Source organism: Streptomyces hyaluromycini (genome assembly GCF_002217755.1).
GTDB lineage: Bacteria > Actinomycetota > Actinomycetes > Streptomycetales > Streptomycetaceae > Streptomyces > Streptomyces hyaluromycini.
The window spans coordinates 874,076-892,442 of the sequence record NZ_BCFL01000018.1 but is presented as its reverse complement, the minus strand read 5'-3'; the positions used below and the strand labels follow the sequence as shown (position 1 = coordinate 892,442).

15 protein-coding genes are annotated in these 18,367 nt (G+C 69.6%); 6 read left to right on the top strand and 9 right to left on the bottom strand.

Features of this window, described 5'->3' with window-relative positions; all coding sequences use genetic code 11:
- Window positions 1-170: 170 nt before the first annotated feature.
- Complete coding sequence (locus SSP29_RS17050) at window positions 171-473, bottom strand: DUF397 domain-containing protein (protein WP_089101478.1); 303 nt, start codon at window positions 471-473, stop codon at window positions 171-173.
- Window positions 470-1,291, bottom strand: a complete 822-nt coding sequence (locus tag SSP29_RS17045; protein WP_089101477.1) for a helix-turn-helix domain-containing protein — start codon at window positions 1,289-1,291, stop codon at window positions 470-472. Before SSP29_RS17045 ends, SSP29_RS17050 begins: the two co-directional genes overlap by 4 nt.
- A gap of 129 nt (window positions 1,292-1,420) precedes the next feature.
- Between SSP29_RS17045 and SSP29_RS17040 the strand changes: the two genes are divergently transcribed.
- Window positions 1,421-1,885 carry an ATP-binding protein gene (locus SSP29_RS17040; RefSeq protein WP_089101476.1) on the top strand — a complete coding sequence of 155 codons (465 nt, stop codon included), beginning with the start codon at window positions 1,421-1,423 and terminating at the stop codon, window positions 1,883-1,885.
- Window positions 1,886-1,924: 39 nt separating this feature from the next.
- Here SSP29_RS17040 and SSP29_RS17035 read toward each other — a convergent pair whose 3' ends face one another.
- Window positions 1,925-2,683 carry an intradiol ring-cleavage dioxygenase gene (locus SSP29_RS17035; RefSeq protein WP_089101659.1) on the bottom strand — a complete coding sequence of 253 codons (759 nt, stop codon included), beginning with the start codon at window positions 2,681-2,683 and terminating at the stop codon, window positions 1,925-1,927.
- A 365-nt stretch (window positions 2,684-3,048) separates the two neighbouring features.
- On the opposite strand from SSP29_RS17035, the gene SSP29_RS17030 reads away from it, so the two are divergent.
- The 5 genes from SSP29_RS17030 to SSP29_RS17010 all read left to right on the top strand — a co-directional run bounded on the left by SSP29_RS17030 (window position 3,049) and on the right by SSP29_RS17010 (window position 9,815).
- Window positions 3,049-4,275, top strand: a complete 1,227-nt coding sequence (locus SSP29_RS17030) for an acyl-CoA dehydrogenase family protein (RefSeq protein WP_089101475.1) — start codon at window positions 3,049-3,051, stop codon at window positions 4,273-4,275.
- Between the two features lie 5 nt (window positions 4,276-4,280).
- Window positions 4,281-5,588 (top strand): CaiB/BaiF CoA transferase family protein, encoded by a 1,308-nt coding sequence (locus SSP29_RS17025; RefSeq protein WP_089101658.1) that lies wholly within the window; start codon window positions 4,281-4,283, stop codon window positions 5,586-5,588.
- A 167-nt stretch (window positions 5,589-5,755) separates the two neighbouring features.
- Window positions 5,756-6,676, top strand: a complete 921-nt coding sequence (locus tag SSP29_RS17020) for a UTP--glucose-1-phosphate uridylyltransferase (RefSeq protein WP_089101474.1) — start codon at window positions 5,756-5,758, stop codon at window positions 6,674-6,676.
- Window positions 6,677-6,966: 290 nt separating this feature from the next.
- Window positions 6,967-8,148, top strand: a complete 1,182-nt coding sequence (locus SSP29_RS17015) for a 4-hydroxybenzoate 3-monooxygenase (RefSeq protein ID WP_089101473.1) — start codon at window positions 6,967-6,969, stop codon at window positions 8,146-8,148.
- 56 nt (window positions 8,149-8,204) lie between these two features.
- Window positions 8,205-9,815 carry a methyltransferase gene (locus SSP29_RS17010; RefSeq protein WP_089101472.1) on the top strand — a complete coding sequence of 537 codons (1,611 nt, stop codon included), beginning with the start codon at window positions 8,205-8,207 and terminating at the stop codon, window positions 9,813-9,815.
- 245 nt (window positions 9,816-10,060) lie between these two features.
- Here SSP29_RS17010 and SSP29_RS17005 read toward each other — a convergent pair whose 3' ends face one another.
- The 6 genes from SSP29_RS17005 to SSP29_RS16980 all read right to left on the bottom strand — a co-directional run bounded on the left by SSP29_RS17005 (window position 10,061) and on the right by SSP29_RS16980 (window position 18,312).
- On the bottom strand, window positions 10,061-11,740 hold the full coding sequence (locus tag SSP29_RS17005; protein WP_089101471.1) for a pyridoxal phosphate-dependent aminotransferase: 1,680 nt from the start codon (window positions 11,738-11,740) through the stop codon (window positions 10,061-10,063).
- Window positions 11,741-11,936: 196 nt separating this feature from the next.
- On the bottom strand, window positions 11,937-13,091 hold the full coding sequence (locus SSP29_RS17000; RefSeq protein ID WP_150134334.1) for an aldose epimerase family protein: 1,155 nt from the start codon (window positions 13,089-13,091) through the stop codon (window positions 11,937-11,939).
- Between the two features lie 163 nt (window positions 13,092-13,254).
- Entirely contained in the window at window positions 13,255-14,499 is a 1,245-nt protein-coding gene (gene mmsB, locus SSP29_RS16995) for a multiple monosaccharide ABC transporter permease (RefSeq protein ID WP_089101470.1), read from the bottom strand.
- On the bottom strand, window positions 14,496-16,046 hold the full coding sequence (mmsA, locus tag SSP29_RS16990; protein ID WP_089101469.1) for a multiple monosaccharide ABC transporter ATP-binding protein: 1,551 nt from the start codon (window positions 16,044-16,046) through the stop codon (window positions 14,496-14,498). The genes mmsB and mmsA overlap by 4 nt, the downstream gene beginning before the upstream one ends.
- 31 nt (window positions 16,047-16,077) lie before the next feature.
- Window positions 16,078-17,187 carry a multiple monosaccharide ABC transporter substrate-binding protein gene (gene chvE / locus SSP29_RS16985; protein ID WP_089101468.1) on the bottom strand — a complete coding sequence of 370 codons (1,110 nt, stop codon included), beginning with the start codon at window positions 17,185-17,187 and terminating at the stop codon, window positions 16,078-16,080.
- 147 nt (window positions 17,188-17,334) lie between these two features.
- Window positions 17,335-18,312 carry a hypothetical protein gene (locus SSP29_RS16980; RefSeq protein ID WP_089101467.1) on the bottom strand — a complete coding sequence of 326 codons (978 nt, stop codon included), beginning with the start codon at window positions 18,310-18,312 and terminating at the stop codon, window positions 17,335-17,337.
- Window positions 18,313-18,367: the final 55 nt, after the last annotated feature.

The following is an 18,367-nucleotide window of genomic DNA, read 5'->3' as shown; positions in this document are numbered from 1 at the left end:
GAGCCGGCCACTTTCCCCGGGCTGCCCGCTCGCTTCTTCCCCGTGCTGGAACGAGGCGTGTCAAGGGTGACCCGAAGGGGCATCGCCGCAGGCGACGCGGAACGCAGTGGAGCGCCCTTGACTCAGCTCATAGAAGCACGACACTGACCGAGAAGCGGGCGGCCCCACGGTCACTTTCCGGCGAACCCGAGGAAGTCGGCCCAGGCGGCGGGGGAGAGGGCCAGTTGGGGGCCCTGCCGGTGCTTCGAGTCGCGGACGTGGATGGTGGCGGGGCGGGTGCCGACGTCGACGCAGTCGCCGGAACCGCCGATGCTGTAGACGGACTTGCGCCAGGAGAGGGACACTTCGACGCAGTCGCCGGAACTGCCGCTGCTGTAGCTCGACTTGTGCCAGGCCAAGGCGACTTCGATGCAGTTGTCGCCGGAAGCGCTGCTGTAGCTGCTCTTGAACCAGGCCAGGTCGGACGTACTCATAGGTCCCCTCGCATCCGTCGCAACAGGCTCACGGAGTCCTGGATGGTGAGAGCCTGCGAACGCATCCTGGCATACCGCCTCTGGAGAACGCTGACCACTTTCGGGTCGGAGATCAACTGCCCGCCTTCCTGGCCCTCGTTGTAGGCGTACCACCTGTTCTCGGGGGTTTCCAGCAGGCAGATCGGACCTTGTAGGCCCGAGTGTGACTCCTGGACGAGAGGCATGACCTGGATCTCGACGTTCCGGAGTTCGGAGACCTCCAGGACGTGGTCGATGAGCTTCCGCGTGACTTCAGGGCCCCCTGTGCGTCGGAGGAACAGGTGCTCTTCGAGGATGAAGCTGAAGGCGGTGTTCGCCCGTTCCCGTAGCAGCTTCTGACGTTCCGCTCGCGCAGCCCACCGCTCCTCGATCTCCGCGTCGTCCAGGGGCGGAAGCTGAGCTGCGGACAGTGCGTCCGCGTAGGCTTTCGTCTGGAGCAACCCCGGCAGCATTCGGCTCTCGTACGTGTACAACGTGATCGCCGTCGCCTCCATCCTCGCCCACCGCCGGAACCAGGCCGCCAGCCCCGGCTGCCGAGCCACATGCCCCGCCGCCCGCCGCAAGGCACCCGTGTTGCCGAGGGCCTCCTCCGCCGCCTCCACGAAGGACTCGTCCGGCATGCGGCGGCCCAACTCCACAGACGCCACCGTGTGTTTGGAGAACCGCACCCGTTCCCCGAACTCCTCCCTGCTCAGCCCCGCATGCTCGCGCAAGGCCTGGACCACCGCCCCGAAGGTCCGCAGACTGTCCGACGACTCCGGCTCCGCTCCATCGCCCACCTAGGCCACCTCCCGCCCCCATGGTGACGGCGAGTCACCGGTACGGTCCAGTCCGTCACCGCGTACGCGGGGTCGGCGTACGCGGCTCTCACCTGGAGAACTGCCGCTTCCAGGGGCCAGATTGGGGGCATGGACGCACCCCCCACCACCGTCACCGTCAGTCGAACACTCGCCCAGCGGCTCAGTGGCACCCCGCGGGGCGCCCGGCTCGCGAGGCATCTCGCCGTCGCCCAACTCCACGCGTGGGGTGGCCGGTTCGCGTCGGCGGAAGTGATCGACAGGGTCGAGGTGATCGTCGCGGAGCTGGCGGCCAACGCCGTGACGCACGGGCGTGTGCCGGGACGGGACTTCGAGCTGCGGCTCTCGCTGGTGACGGGGAGTGTGCGGGTCGAGGTCACCGACACCCGGGCCGAACGGCGGCCGCCCGGCCCCCGGGGCGTACGGCCGTCTGGGCCGCTGGACGCCGGTGGGCGCGGGCTCGTGCTCGTGGCCGCGCTGGCCGATCGGTGGGAGGTGCTGGAGCGGGACTGCGACGGCGCACCGGGCAAGACCGTACGGGCCGAGGTGGACCTGCCACTGCGTCGCAGACCCTGAGCCGGGCCCCGGGAGACGCGCCCCCGGGGCCCGGGGGTGTCAGCTGGAGACGCCCAGGGTGAGTGTGCCGGTGTAGCCGGCGGTGGTGGAGCCGGTGACGGTCATGAGGCCGGAGGAGGCGCCGCCGCCGTCGTAGATCGAGTCCCCGGAGAGGGTGGTGCGGGTGACCGTGTTGGTCGAGTAGGGCGAGACCTTCGCGACCGCCGTGGTGATGGTCTCGTTGATGAAGAGCTGGCCCGTGTGCACGGTCGTACCGCCGGTGAAGGAGCCGTTGGAGGTCAGGGTGACGCCCGTGTGGACCTTCACGTGGATGTGGATGCAGCGGCCCCGGTACCAACCCGGGTAGATCGTGGTGATGTTGGCGACGCCGCTGGAGTTGGTGAGCACACCGCCGCGCAGGAAGGTGCCGTCGTCGGCCTCGCTGTGCCCGTTGTTGCCGACGTAGCCCGAGTACTCGCCGAGCGCGTCGGAGTGCCAGATCTCCACCAGCGCGTTGGGGATGACGGTGCAGGCGGAGTTGACGACGGTGAGCGCGAGGTTCAGCGTGATGCCCGCCTTGCCCTCGGTGATGTTGGTGCGGACCAGCGCACCGCTGAGGTAGTAGGGGCCTTCGGTCTGCTCCTCCGTGAGGGTGCAGACCGCCGCGGCGGCGGCCGGCTGGAGGTCGGGGGCAGCGGCTGCCGCGGGGGCCTCGGTCGAGACCGCTGCACCTACGGCCAGGGCAGCGGCGGTCGTCCCGGTGGCGACGAGTACGGTACGGCGGCCGACGGAGCGGGCGCCATCTGAGGTGTCTGTCATGAACACGGCACCGTAGGAATGGTTGCTGTCGGAAAGCTGTCAGCTCAGCAAAGTGAACACCCGTCAAGTCTTGAGTTGAGACAGTCGAATTGGCGGCCGCTGTTCGATATCACGGACACTGGGCGAAGCGGTCACTCATGGGCCGCGCCCGCACGCACCGCACTCCTCGCCGGTACCGGGCACGAAGGGGCCATTAGGGTAGTTCGCCGCGACGAGGGCACCCTTTGAACGGCGAGGGCTCGCTTGAATCGGCGCGGGAGCCGGGTCTAATCGCGCCGGAGAACCGAGACACCGCACGGAGAGTGCCGCGTGGCGAGGGACTTCGAAGCCGCAACCGTGTCCCGCAGCGCTGGAGGAACATTCCCATGGGTGCCACCCCGCTTCTGCCGACGCCGTCCGGTCCCTACCTGGGCAAAGGGCTGCTTCCCGCCGACTTCTACTCCTTCGAGGAAATGCTGACGGACGGCGAGCGGGAGAAGATCGAGCGCGTCCGTGAATTCCTCGCCACGCAGGCCGCTCCCCTCGTCGACGACTACTGGGCCCGGGCCGAGTTCCCCTTCCAGCTGGTGCAGGGATTCGGCAGGCTCGGGCTGGTGGACTGGGCGGACCCGGACTCCGCGGAATCCAAGCCGAGCAATCTCCTCTCGGGATTCCTCGCGCTGGAATTCGCGCATGCCGACGCGTCCTTGGCGACCTTCTCCGGCGTGCACACGGGGCTCGCCATGGGCTCGATCCTCGCCTGCGGCTCCGAGGAGCAGAAGCGGCGGTGGCTGCCGGCGATGAGCCGCTTCGAGAAGATCGGAGCCTTCGGGCTGACCGAGCCGCACGGGGGCTCCGACGTGGCCGGCGGCCTGCGGACGACCGCGCGCCGCGACGGCGACGGCTGGGTCCTCGACGGGGCCAAGCGCTGGATCGGGAACGCGACCTTCGCCGACCTGGTGGTGATCTGGGCGCGGGACACCGAGACCAACCACGTGCTGGGCTTCGTCGTGGAGAAGGACACCCCCGGGTTCACGGCGACGAAGATCGAGAACAAGATGGCGCTGCGGATCGTGCAGAACGCCGACATCGTGCTCGACGGCTGCCGCGTTCCGGAGGCCAACCGGCTGCAGAACGCGAACTCGTTCAAGGACACCGCGGGCATCCTGCGCCAGACGCGCAGCGGGGTGGCGTGGCAGGCCGTGGGCGTGATGTTCGGCGCGTACGAGATCGCCCTGCAGTACGCGAAGGAACGTGAGCAGTTCGGGCGCCCGATCGGCGGCTTCCAGCTCGTCCAGGACCTGCTGGTGAAGATGCTCGGCAACGCCACGGCCTCGTGCGGGATGGTGACGCGCCTGGCCCAGTTGCAGGACGCCGGGATCTACCGGGACGAGCACTCCGCCCTGGCGAAGGCGTACTGCACCGTGCGGATGCGGGAGAACGTCGGCTGGGCCCGGGAGCTGCTGGCCGGCAACGGCATCATCCTCGACTACAAGGTCGGCCGCTTCGTCGCCGACGCCGAGGCGCTCTACTCGTACGAGGGCACGCGGGAGATCCAGACCCTGATCGTGGGCCGCGCCGTCACCGACGGCCTGAGCGCCTTCGTGAAGTGACGACGATGACCACCGAATCCGTGACCACCGAATCCGTGACCACCGAATCCGTGACCACCGAATCCGTGACCACCGAGTCCGGCACCACTGAACCCGTCTTCAGCGGCCTGAAGGTCCTCGACGCGTCCTCGTTCATCGCGGCACCGGCCGCGGCCACCATGCTCTCCGACTTCGGAGCGGACGTCATCAAGATCGAGCCGCCGGGGACGGGCGACCCCCAGCGGCGGCTGAGTTCCGTGCCGCCCAGTCCGCAGGCGCGGGCGAACTACAGCTGGCACCTCGCCAACCGCAACAAGCGGGGCATGGTGCTGGACCTGAAGTCACCGGCGGCCGTCGAGGTGCTCAAGCGGCTCGTCGAGTGGGCCGACGTGGTGATCACCAACTTCCCGCACGGCACGCGCGAGAAGCTGCACCTCGGCTACGAGGAGGTCTCGGGCTGGAACCCGCGGGTCGTCTACGCCGACCTCACCGGCTTCGGGGACACGGGCCCCGACGCCCGGCAGCCGGGCTTCGACCTGACCGCCTACTGGTCACGGAGCGGTCTGCTGGCCGCCACCCGCGACGCGGGCGCCCCGCCGACCGTACCGGTCTGGGGCAGCGGCGACTACACGACGGCGATCGCCATCTACGCGGCGATCACGACCGCCCTCTACCGCCGCGAGCGAACGGGACAAGGGGCCGACGTCGGGACGTCACTGCTCGCCACGGGTGTCTGGGCCACCGGAACCCTCGTGGCCGCCGCCCTCGCCGACGGCACCCCCTTCGAGCTGCACGACCGGAAGGCACCGGCGAACCCGCTGAACAACCCCTACCGGACCGCGGACGGCGAGTGGCTCATGCTGGTCGCCTCACCCGCCCGCTGGCAGGGACTGGCACGCGCCGTCGGACACCCCGAACTGCTTGAGGACCCCCGGTTCTCCGACCTGGAGGGCCTGGTCGAGCACTCCGCCGCGCTGGCCGAGCTGCTCGACACCGCGTTCCGATCGCGGTCCTTCGCGGACTGGAAGGACGCGCTGGACCGCGAACGCATCATTTACAGCCTCATCCAGACGCCGGAAGAGGCCGCGCGGGACCCGCAGCTGCGCGAGAACGGCATCGTCGTGCCGCTCACCGGAGTCAGCGGGCTGGCGGAGACCGTCGGCAGCCCGGTCAACCTCCGAGGGGTGTCGAAGGTGCCGGCGAAACGCGCGCCGGACCTCGGCGAGCACAACGACGAGATCCTCGCCGAGCTGGGATTCGGCCCCGCCGAGATCGCCGAACTGCACGCCCGGGGAGCGGTCCCCGACGTCCCGCGGACGGAGCCGCCGCGCTGAGGACGGCCTCGGAGAAGTCCGCGGGCCGGAACGTCCGTCCCGCTTCATCTCGACTTCGCCCGGAAATCGTCTGGACGAAGGGAACCGGACGGTCGGCGTTTCCCGAGCGGCACAAGGTCCGTTGGTAACGTCCGCGTACCCCGTGCCGTTCGACCGAGAGAGACCTGATGTCCCCGACGATCCGCAGGGCCGTGATCCCGGCCGCCGGACTGGGCTCCCGCCTGCTTCCCCTGACCAAGGCCACGCCGAAGGAGATGCTCCCGGTCGGCGACAAACCGGTGATCGAGCACACCGTGCGCGAGCTGGTGAACTCGGGCATCACCGACATCACCATCGTCGTCTCGGGCGGCAAGAGCCTGATCCAGGACCATTTCCGGCCCAACCCGGCACTCGTCGAGCAACTGCGCCACGACGGGAAGACGGCCTACGCGGACGCCGTCGAGGAGGTCGCCGAGCTGGCCCGCAAGGGGCACATCACCTACCTCGACCAGTACGGCCCGTACGGCAACGGCACGCCCGTGCTGAACGCCGCCCGCTCGTTCGGCAACGAGCCCGTCCTCGTGCTCTGGCCCGACGACGTGTTCGTCGCCGAGGTGCCCCGCGCCCAGCAGCTGATCCGCGCCTACGAGCAGACCGGCTGCCCGGTGCTGGCCCTGCTGCCCATGGACCCCGCCGACTCCCAGCGCTACGGCGTGCCCATCGTCAAGGAGGGCCTCGGCGACGGCCAGCTGCGCATCACCGGCCTGGTCGAGAAGCCCGCGCCGGCCGACGCGCCGTCGCCGTACGCGGCCATCGGCGGCTACGTCGTCACCCCCGGCATCATCGACGAGCTGCGCGAGCAGACCCGCCGCTGGTACGAGCGCCGGACCGGCGAGGTCTACCTGACCGACGCCATCAACGCCTACGCCACCAGCCGGGCCGTGTACGGGCAGGTCATCCAGGGCCGTTGGTACGACACCGGCAATCCCGCCGACTACCTCGTCGCGCAGATGGCCTTCGCCCTCGCCCACCCCGAGTACGGGCCGGTGCTGCGCGGCCTGGTCAGCAAGCTCGACGAGGGGCAGGGCGACGCGCGGCGTACGGTATGATCGTTACAGAGCTGGTCGCCGCAATTCACGGTGGCTGGTGCTGCGTTGGTGGTCCAAGGAAAGACGCTCCGCTTCCTGCGGGGAAATGCAGGTGCAAGGCCTGCCCGGCGCTCGATCCGGTGCCCGTTCGCATTCGATGCGGACGGGCACCGTGCCGTTTCCCCCCGATTCCTGGCAGCTCTCGCCACCCTCAACAACCCTTTAGGGGTAATTAGTTCGCTTCTTCCGCTTATGTGCGGGATGTGGCTGATATGAAACCTTCTGGGTAAAGGGCAACTCAGGGGCGGGGCATGGCAACAGCACAGGCCGGGGTAGTGATCGTCGGCGCCGGCCCGGCAGGGCTCGTCCTGGGGAACCTGCTGCTGGACCGCGGCATCGACTGCGTGATCCTGGAGCGGCGCGACCGGGCCGCGGTGGAGGGCCGGGCCAGGGCCGGATTCCTCGCCGCCCACTCCGTGCGCGTACTGACGGAGCACGGCCTGGCGGCCGGCCTGCTGGCCCGCGGGAAGACCCACACCACCTGCCTGTTCCGCAGCGACCGCGGCCAATTCACCCTGGACTACGGGAAATTGGGCCTCGGTGAGCCGCACACCGTCTACCCCCAGCAGGAGCTCGTACGGGACCTGATCGCCGAGTACCTGCGGCGCGGCGGGGAGATCCGGTTCGGCGCCGAGGCGGCGGAAGTGACCGGGGAAGCGGCCGGGGGCCGGGTGCGGGTGCGCGGCGGCGGGGACGGCGCGGACGTCACCGGGCGGTACGTCGCCGGCTGCGACGGGCACCGGGGGATCGGCCGCGCCGCACTGACGGCCCACGGCACCCGGACCGCCCGCCGGGACCACGGGGTCTCCTGGCTGGCTGTGCTGGTCGCCGCCCCGCCCAGCCTGGAGGCGGTCGGATACGCCCTGCACGAGCGCGGGTTCGCCGGCCACATGGCACGGACCGCCGCCGTCACCCGCTACTACCTCCAGTGCCCGCGCGGCACCGATCCCGCCGACTGGAGCGAGGACCGGATCTGGACGGAGCTGGCGATCCGGCTGCGGACCGACGAGTTCGGGCCGCTGCGCCAGGGCGCCGTCCTGGAGAAGGCGGTCGTCGACCTGCGCTCCGACGTCCTGGAGTCCCCGGGCACCGGTCGGCTCTGGCTGGCCGGCGACGCGGCCGGACTCATCAGCCCCTCGGCGGCCAAGGGCGCCAATCTCGCCGTACTCCAGGCCGAGTTGCTGGCCCGTGCCCTCGAAGGGGCGCTGGCCCACGGCGATGGAACGGGCCTCGCCCGGTACGCCGCCGACTGCCTGCCCCGCGTCTGGCGGGCCCATGAGTTCTCGCACTGGATGAGCGGCCTGCTGCACGGCCCGGCCGGCGAGGACGACGAGGCCCGCTACGGGCGTGCCCTGCAGTACGCCCGCCTGGAGAGCCTGCGCACCTCCCGCACGCACCAGGACTTCTTCGCCGAGAACTACACCGGCATCTGACCCCCGGGGCCCATCGTCCCCGGTTCTTCCTGCCCCACGATCATCGGGAACCCTTCATGAACCTCTCCGTCGTACAGGCATGTCTGACGGAAACCGACCTGGTACGCATCCGGCGCGCGGCCGACCACGTCCGCGGCCACGACACGGACCAGGTCCTCGCCGAGCTGCTGCCCGGCCTGACGGCCGACGAGCGGACCGACGTCGCCCGCCACCTCGGCTACGACCACACCGCCGTACTGGTCTTCCCCGCCTCCCTCGACGGGCTCCGCGACGAACTGCGCAGCGCCGGCCTCGACCCGGGCCCCGTCACCCCGAGCGTGGTGGTGCGCGGACGGCTGGCCCGGCGCTACGGCGCCGCCGTCGGCGACAGCCCGGTCGGGATCGTGCACGTGCCCGTGGCCGGGCGGACCGTGGAGATCTTCGCGCTGCCCGTGCCGCCCGGCTCCCCGCTGGAGGCCGTCGCCGCCGACGAACGCGCCGCGGACCACGAGTCCCACCACGCCTTCGTGGTCACGGCGCCGGGCCGGGTGATCCCCGCCGGACTGCGCACCCTGCTGACGGAACGCGGCGGCGCGGTCCCGGACGGCGGCGGCTACAACAACCACGAGAACGTCACCGTCCTCTACTTCCGCACCACCGCCCACCGCCGCTTCGAACTCCGCCTCCCCGGCCGCCAGGAACCCCTCCCCGACCCCACCCTCGCCCTCCTCGGCGTCATGACCGGCGCCTGGGCCACCCAGGCCGTCCGCACCATGGCCGAACTGGGCATCGCCGACCACCTGGCCGACCACCCCGCCCTCGACGCCACCACCCTCGCGACCCGCACCGGCACCGACCCGGACGCCCTGCGCCGCCTCCTCCGCTACCTCGCCACGCTGGGCCTGCTGACGTCCTCCCGCGACGGCACGTACCACCTCACCGCCCTCGGCGAACCCCTGTGCACCGGCACCGAGCACTCCCTCCACCCCCTGGCACTGCTCTACGGCGGCCCGTTCTACGACTCCTTCGCCGGGCTCCCGTACGCCGTCAGCACTGGGCAGGAAGCTTTCGCCCACCGCTACGGCGAGCACCACTTCCCCTACTTCGCCGCCCGCCCCGAACTCAGCGACCTCTTCCACCGGTCGATGGCGGCGAGCGCGGAGATGTTCACACCGGTACCGGACCTCGTCGACTTCTCCGGCGTACGACGCGTGGTCGACGTCGGCGGCGGCAACGGCGCACTGCTGGGCCGGGTCCTGCGGGCCCACGCCCACCTGGACGGCGTCCTGCTGGAACGCCCCGAGGCCCTGGCGGCGGCCCGGTCGGAACTGTCCGACCTCACCGGCCGCTGCACCTTCACCGCGGGCGACTTCACCGACGCCGTCCCCTCCGGCGGCGACGTCTATCTCCTGTCCCGCGTCCTGCACGACTGGGACGACGAACGCTGCCTGACCATCCTGCGCCGCTGCGCGGAGGCGATGCCCCAGGGCAGCCGCCTCCTGATCGTGGAACGCCTGCTCCCCGGCGACACGGCGGCGGCCTGGGACCTCCACATGCTGTGCAACGTGGGCGGGAGGGAGCGGGAAGAGGCCCACTACGGGCGCCTGCTGGAGGAGACGGGCTTCAGGCAGGTGGCCTGCCAGGAGTTGCCGCTGGGAGCCTCACTGCTGCACGCCGTGCGAGGCTAGGCGCTCCGCTGGTCGGGCGGTTCGTCCACCGCGGGCCGGTGGGGGCCGGCCGCGCAGTTCCCCGCGCCCCTTTCAGGGGCGCTGCCCCAACCGTGCCCCGTAAGGGGCGCGGGGCTGTACTGGATTTGCGGCTACCGCCGCGGGGCGCGACCAGATCAAGCGCCCCGTAAGGGGCGCGGGGAACTGCGCGACCAGCCACGACGGTGCCGCGCCCGGCCACGTACCGCACCCCTACGGCGAGGCGACTAGCCGGCCTGCCCCATGCCTGCCGCATTGGGCCAGCTCTGCGCGTTCGGCCAGCCGGTGGCCGGTGCCGGTGCCAGATCCGGTACCGGCGGCGCGGGCGCCGTCATTCCGCGTACCTGCGCGGCCGTCAGCCCACCCCGGGCCGGCACCCCGGGCGGCGTGGGCCCGGCCGGCGCGGGGGCCGGAGCGGGTGCCTGGACCGGGGTCTGCATCTGCATCTGTATCGGAGCCGGTGCGGGCGCCTGGGCCATCTGGGCCATCTGAGCCAGGGGTGACATCTGAGCCACCGGCGCCATCATCGGCTGCTGCTGGGGCTGTTGCTGAGGCTGCTGCATCTGCATGGCTGCCGCCGGCATCGGCATCCCGGCGCCCTGCTGCGCGGCGACGGGGAGCGGCATGCCGACGCCGGCGGCGGGAGCGGCGGCGAGCCCCGGGACGGACATCGCGCCGACGGCCTGCGCGAGCTGCATGCCCGCCCCGTTGGTCTCGCTCACCAGCCGGTCCACCGCCGCCGTACCCGAGCTGTAGCTGGTCCCGGTGCTCAGCTCGGGTACGGCGGCTCCCCTCCTGGTCCCGTAGAGCACCTGTTCCATGGCGGACACCAGGCGACGCACGTCCACCTCGGGGCGCACCACGAGACGCAGGAAGCGGCTGGAAGACCCGATCTTGTTGCCGCACTCGCGGACCAGGATCCGGTGCTCGGTGAGCATCCGGTCCCGCACCACGGTGCCCTCGGCGCCGACGGGAAGGCGCACGAAGAGGAAGTTGCCCTGCGAGGGGTAGACCGTCAGGCCGGGCAGCAGGGAGAGCTGGCTGGCCATCTCCAGACGGTCGCGGCGCACCTGCAGCAGGCTCTGCGCGTACTCGGCGCCGTGCTCCTTGAGCATGAAGACGACGTACTCGGCGAAGGCGTTGAGGTTCCACTTCGGGAGCATCGAGCGGACCTTGCCGGCCAGGGCGGGGTTGGCGACCATGTAGCCGAAGCGGATGCCGTGCAGGCCGAAGTTCTTGCCGAGGCTGCGCAGCACGATGACGTTGGGCCGCAGCATGGCCTCCTGGACGACGCTGGGCTCGGCCTCGGCGTCGGCGAACTCCAGGAAGGACTCGTCGATGACGATCAGGTCCAGGTCGGCCATCGCGTCCATGAACTGCACCAGCTGCTGCTTGTGCAGGAAGCCGCCGTCGGGGTTGTTGGGATTGCAGATGACGGCGACCTTGGTGCCCCGCTTGCGGATGAACTCGGCGTACTGCGCGAGGTCCAGGGCGAAGCCGTTGGACTCCTGGAGCGGGAACATGTCGACGCGCTTGCCGGTCTCCATCGGCTGGTCGGTCCAGCGGCCGAAGGTGGGGACGGGGATGGCGAGGGACTCGCGGACCAGCAGGTGGTCGATCCAGGTGATCAGCTCGGTGGAGCCGTTGCCCATGGCCACGGCCTGCGGCGGGAGCTGGAGGAGCTGGCAGAGCTCGGCGGTGATGGTGTCGGCGCTGCTCGGGTAGAAGGTGATGATGTCCTTCAGCCGGGCCGCCATCGTTTCCATCATGGCCGGGGTGGGGAAGTACGGGTTGCAGGGAATGCAGAAGTCGACCGGACCGGTTCCGTCGCCCCCCTCGCGTGCCAGCGCCGCCATCGACGGGCTGTGAGCACCGCTGCGGAACAACGAGGTGACGCTGCCGGCCATTGAACCTCCGTATGAGGCGGGCCCGATGGGGACGTCCGGGCCCGTCGTCTTGGGCGGCCCGCGCGGGGGAGCACGGGCCGCCTTTGAGTACGGAGGCGCGAGCGGCGCCGTTCAACCAGTGTGAAAAAAGTGTGAGTTTACGTTTCTTCCCCAACGTGGGCGCGACCAGCCCCTTACCGGCCGCGCCCACGCTGACTCAGGCGTCGAACGTGTGAACCGTCCGCGTCCTGTAGACCTGCCCCGGCCGGAGCACCGTCGACGGGAAGTTGGCGTGGTTCGGCGAGTCGGGGAAGTGCTGTGTCTCCAGGCACAGCGCGTCACCCTGCCGGTACGTCCGCCCGCCCGTGCCGGTCAGCGTCCCGTCGAGGAAGTTCCCGGAGTAGAACTGGAGCCCCGGCTGGTCGGTGGCGATCTTCAGGGTGCGGCCGGAGCGCGGGTCGCGCAGCGTGGCCACGTGCTCGGGCTTCGCGGTGATGCCCTTGTCCAGGGCCCAGTTGTGGTCGAAGCCCTTGGCCTGCACCTGCTGGACGTGCCCGGCCCGGATGTCCCGCCCGATCGTCTTCGTCTCGCGGAAGTCGAACGGGGTGCCGTGGACGGTGGCCAGCTCACCGGTGGGGATCAGCCCGGAGTCCGTCGGCGTGTACTTGCCCGCCGCGATGGTGAGCTCGTGGTCCTCGATGGTCCCGCTGCCCTCGCCGGCGAGGTTCCAGTAGACGTGGCTGGTGAGGTTGACGACCGTGGCCTTGTCGGTGGTGGCCTCGTAGTCGATGATCCACTCGCCGCGCCTGGTGAGGGTGTACGTCACCTTGGCCTTGAGCGTGCCCGGGTAGCCCATCTCGCCGTCGACGCTGGTGTAGTGCAGGACGAGCCCGACGTCCGAGCCCTTCACGAACGGCTCGACGTCCCAGACGTGCTTGTCGAAGCCCTGGGTGCCGCCGTGCAGGCTGTTCACACCGTCGTTGACGGAGAGCTGGTAGCTCTTGCCGTCGAGGGTGAACTGGCCCTTGGCGATGCGGTTGCCGTAGCGGCCGATCAGGGCGCCGAAGTACGGGGTCTTGGCGACGTAGTCGTCGATGTTGTCGAAGCCCAGGGCGACGTTGGTGTAGTGGCCGCGGCGGTCCGGGATCTCCAGGGTCTGGACGACTCCGCCCCAGTTGAGGACCTTCAGCCGGGTGCCGCCGTTCTCCAGCGACCAGCGGTAGATCTTCGTGCCGTCGGCGAGCTTCCCGAAGGACTCCTTCACCGGCTTCCTGCCTCCCGAGGCGGCCTCGGCGGTACCGGTGCCAAGAGTGGTGGCGGCGATGCCCGCGGCTGCCGCGCCTGCAATGACCGTGCGTCTGTTCAGTTCCATCTAGCGGCTCCTTAAAAAGAGAGTTGAAAGGCGCCCACCGGGTCCCGCGCCCCGAAGGGGCGCGGGACGGTCTCGAATGTGCGGCTGCCGCCGCGTGGGCGCGACCAGCCCCCGCCGGCCTGCAGTTTTCATTCGGCCCTCCCAGCGGAGCGTCATCGCTGACTTACGAACCGGACTTGCGCTTGTTCCACACGTCGAATCCGACCGCCACCAGCAGGGCGAGGCCCTTGATGACCTGCTGCCAGTCGGTGCCGACGCTGAGGAGGTTCATGCCGTTGTTCAGCACGCCGAGGACGAGGCCGCCGATGATGGCACCGAGGATGGTGCCGACACCGCCGCTCATGGAGGCGCCGCCGATGAACGAGGAGGCGATCGCCTCCAGTTCGAAGCCGTCGCCCGCCTTCGGCGAGGCCGCGTTCAGCCGGGCGGCGACCACCAGACCGGCCAGGGCCGCGAGCACGCCCATGTTCAGGAAGACGTAGAAGGTGACCTTCTTGTCCTTGACGCCGGACAGCTTGGCCGCCGGCAGGTTGCCGCCGATCGCGTAGATGTGCCGGCCGAAGACCGCGTTGCGCATCACGTAGCCGTAGCCGACGACCAGCGCACCCAGCACGATCAGGACGATCGGCGCACCCTTGTAGCTGGCGAGCAGCAGGGTGAGGACGAGGATCGCGGCGCCCAGCGCGACCAGCTTGACCAGGAAGAGCCGGGTGGGCAGGACGTCCAGGGAGAACTCCTGCTGGCGGCGCCGGTCGCGGAACTCCTGCCAGACCACGGCGGCGATCAGCACGATGCCCAGCAGCAGCGTGATGTTGTGGTAGTTGGTGTGCGGGCCCACCTCGGGGAGGAAGCCGTTGCCCAGGTTCTGCAGGCCGTTCGGGAACGGGCCGATGGTCTGCCCCTGGAGCAGGATCTCGGTGAGACCCCGGAAGAGCAGCATCCCGGCGAGGGTGACGATGAACGACGGTATGCCCAGGTAGGCGATGAAGAACCCTTGCAGCGCGCCGGCCACGGCACCCATCGCCAGACACAGGAGCAGTGCGACCGGCCACGGAATCCCGTGATTGACCGTCAGGACGGCCGCGAAGGCGCCCACGAACGCGGTCAGCGAGCCGACCGACAGGTCGATGTGCCCGGCGATGATCACCATCATCATGCCGATGGCGAGGATCAGGATGTAGCTGTTCTGCAGGACCAGGTTGGAGACGTTGCGCGGCAGCAGCAGGTCCCCGTTGGTCCAGACGGCGAACAGGGCGACGATCAGACCGAGCGCGATCAGCATGCCGTACTGGCGCATGTTGCGGCGCAGCCCGTTCAGCACCAGCTGGAGCAGGCCGCCGTCGTCGCCGGGCTCGCTCCAGCCCGGCGGCACGGGGGCCGGGCTCTTGGCGGTGACATCCGTGCTCATCGCGATACCTCTTTGTCCTTCGTCATCTGGCGCATCAGCACTTCCTGCGTGGCCTCGGCCCTGGGCACCTCGCCGGTCAGGCGGCCCGCGGCCATGGTGTAGATGCGGTCGCACATGCCGAGCAGTTCGGGCAGCTCGGAGGAGATGAAGACGACCGCCTTGCCCTGGGCGGCGAGCTGGTCGATGACCGTGTAGATCTCGTACTTGGCGCCCACGTCGATCCCGCGGGTCGGCTCGTCCAGGATCAGCACGTCCGGACCGGCGAAGATCCACTTGCTGAGGACGACCTTCTGCTGGTTGCCGCCGGACAGCTTGCCCACCGGCTCGAAAACCGTCGGCGCCTTGATGTTCATGGACGTGCGGTAGCCCTCGGAGACCTGCCGCTCCTCGTGCTCGTCCACGATCCCGCGCCGGGCGACCTTGTTCAGCGCGGTCAGCGAGATGTTGCGGTTGATGGTGTCGATCAGGTTGAGGCCGTAGTGCTTGCGGTCCTCGGTGACGTACGCGATGCCGTGCCCGACCGCCTCCGCGACGGACTTGGTACGGATCTCCGTGCCGTCCTTGAGGACCGAGCCGCCGTCGTAGCGGCCGTAGGTCCGCCCGAAGACGCTCATCGCGAGTTCGGTGCGGCCGGCGCCCATCAGGCCCGCGATGCCGACGATCTCGCCGCGCCGGACGTGGACCGACACGTCGTCGACGACCTTGCGCTCCTGGTCGATCGGGTGCCGCACGGTCCAGTTGCGGATCTCCAGGGCCGGTGCCGCGTCCGCCTCGCCCTGGTACGCGGTCCGCTCCGGGAAGCGGTGGTCCAGGTCGCGGCCCACCATGCCCGCGATGATCCGCTCCTCCGTGGTCTCCTTCGACTTCACGTCGAGGGTCTCGATGGAGTGGCCGTCGCGGATGATCGTCACCGAGTCGGCGACCCGGCGGATCTCGTTGAGCTTGTGCGAGATGATGATCGAGGTGATGCCCTGGTTCTTCAGCTCCAGGATCAGGTCGAGGAGTTTGCCGCTGTCCTCGTCGTTCAGGGCCGCGGTCGGCTCGTCGAGGATGAGGAGCTTCACCTTCTTCGACAGCGCCTTCGCGATCTCCACCAGCTGCTGCTTGCCCACGCCGATGTCGGTGACGCGGGTCTCCGGGTGGTCGTCGAGACCGACCCGGCGCAGCAGCTCGGTGGCGTGCCGCAGGGTCTCCCGCCAGTCGATGAACCCGCCCCTGGCGTGTTCGTTGCCGAGGAAGATGTTCTCCGCGAGCGAGAGGTACGGCGACAGCGCCAGCTCCTGGTGGATGATCACGATGCCGCGCTGTTCGCTGGCCCGGATGTCACCGAACTTGCAGAGCTCCCCCTCGAAGAGGATGTCTCCCTCGTAACTGCCGTGCGGGTGGACGCCGGAGAGGACCTTCATCAGGGTCGACTTGCCGGCGCCGTTCTCCCCGCAGATGGCGTGGACCTCGCCCTGGCGGACGGTCAGCGTGACGTCCGACAGCGCCTTGACACCGGGAAAGGTCTTGACGATCGAGCGCATTTCCAGGACGGGGCCCGCCATGGTCTGCCTTCCAATCAGTAGGGAGTGGCGGTTACTTGAGCTCGGCGTCGGTGTAGTAGCCGCCCTTGACCAGGACGTCCTCGTAGTTGGACTTGTCGACGCTCACCGGCTGCAGCAGGTAGGCGGGGACGACCTTGGAGCCGTTGTCGTACGTCTTGGTGTCGTTGACCTGCGGGGTCTTCTTGTTCAGGACGTCGTCGACCATGGTCGCGGCGACCTTGGCGAGCTGCCGGGTGTCCTTGTAGACGGTCTGCGTCTGCTCGCCCGCGATGATCGACTTCACCGAGGCCAGCTCGGCGTCCTGGCCGGTGATGACGGGCAGCGGCTGGCTGCCGGAGCCGTAGCCGTCCGACTTCAGCGCGGCGAGGATGCCGATCGAGATGCCGTCGTACGGCGAGAGCACCGCGTTGACCTTGGCGGACTTGTAGGAGGAGGTGAGGATGTCCTCCATGCGCGACTGCGCGGTCGCGCCGTCCCAGCGCAGGGTGGTGACCTTGTTCAGCGCGGTCTGGCCGGACTTGACCACCAGCTCCTTCTTGTCGATGTACGGCTGGAGCACGCTCATCGCGCCGTTGAAGAAGTACTTGGTGTTGTTGTCGTCGTTCGAGCCGGCGAACAGCTCGATGTTGAACGGGCCCTTCTTGCCGCTGTCCAGGCCCAGCTTGTGCACGATGTACGTGCCCTGCTCGACACCGACCTTGGTGTTGTCGAAGGACGCGTAGTAGTCGACGTTCTTGGTGCCGAGGATCAGCCGGTCGTAGGCGATGACCGGGATGTTGGCGTCCGCGGCCTCCTGGAGCACGTTGTTCAGGGACTTGTTGTCGATGGCCGCGATGATCAGGCCCTTGACGCCCTGCGTGATCAGGTTCTCGATCTGCGAGACCTGGGTGTCGGGGTCGTCCTCGCCGTAGACCAGCTTGGTCTTGTAGCCCTTGGACTCCAGGTCCTTGACGACGTTCTTGCCGTCCGCGATCCAGCGCTCGGAGGACTTGGTCGGCATGGCGATACCGATGGTGCCGCCCTTGGCGCTGCCACCCTCGGTCTTGCTGCCGCCGTCGCTGCTCTGGCCGCACGCGGACAGGGTCAGAGCGAGGGAGGCGGCCCCGGCTATGAGGGTAAGGGCGCTTCTACGAGTGCGCATGTGATCGGTCCCTGTTCTTCTCGTCGTTGAGATGTTGCAAGCAAGGTCACTTGAAGCGCCCTTTGAGGGGCGCGGGGCTGCAGTTGATTTGCGGCTCCGCCGCGTGGGCGCGACCAGCCACGACGGACCTGCAGTCCCCAACGTTCATCAGGCGGAACCCTCGACGGGGAACCGGTTGAGAACCCCCGGCAGCCGCGACCCCAGCGGCGCCATGTCGCCGTCCGCCCCGTGCCGGGCGAGCAGGTCCAGGGCGAGCCGGCCGCGCCGCACCCGCTCCCGGGCGGTGTTCAGGGTCACGTCCCGCAGGTGGGTGCCCCACGGGTAGATGCCGGGGGCCTTGGAGAGGCCGAACTTCAGGTAGATCGGGGCGCCGCGCCGGATCAGCTCGGCGACCTCGTACATCCGGATGTAGCCGCCGAGGTCGTCGGGGGCCTCGATGTACATGTCCAGGGGGGCGCCGGACACCCGGCGGATCTCGGTGAGGTGGTCGAGCGTCAGATCGCTCGGTACGTTGACGGAGTCGGCGCCGAGGTGCTCGAAGACCGAGTACGAGGCCGGGTTGACCGGTCCGATCAGCGCGGACACCTTCAGGGTGGTGTCGGCCGGGATGATCCCGGCCTGCCGGGCCCGGTGCAGCGTCCACAGCACGCCCTCGTCGGCGACGAGCAGGCACTTGACGCCCAGCTCGGTCGCCCGGACCGCGTCTTCGACGCACCCGGCGACGGCGTCGTGGCCGCGGGCGCGCAGTCCGGCGCCCCGCGAGTCGGAGCGCACCGAGCCGCCGATGTCCCAGGTGCCGCGCGGGCCGGTGAACAGGCAGAGCTCGATGTCCCGTTCGTTCGTCGCCTCGACCATCTCGGTGATCTCGGCGTCGGTGAGCATCCACACGCCGCTGCCCTGGCTGATCCGGTGGATCGGCACGTCCAGGCGCGAGGACTCCTTGAGAACGACGGCCAGCGCCTCGGGACCCTCGCAGGAGGGGATCTCGGTGCGCCACTTGCCGCCGCCCGGGAAACTGTGGGCGGAGGCGTCGGCGGGGTCGAGGGCGGGCGCACCCAGGCCGAGGGCGGCGAGCGCCTGCTCACCGGGTCGGCGGGCCGCCGTAACGGAAGCGTCGGTCGTCACAAGCTGTCCTTCATGTTCGGTATTTCGGACAAGGTTCGCGGCTCTGGGTAGCAAA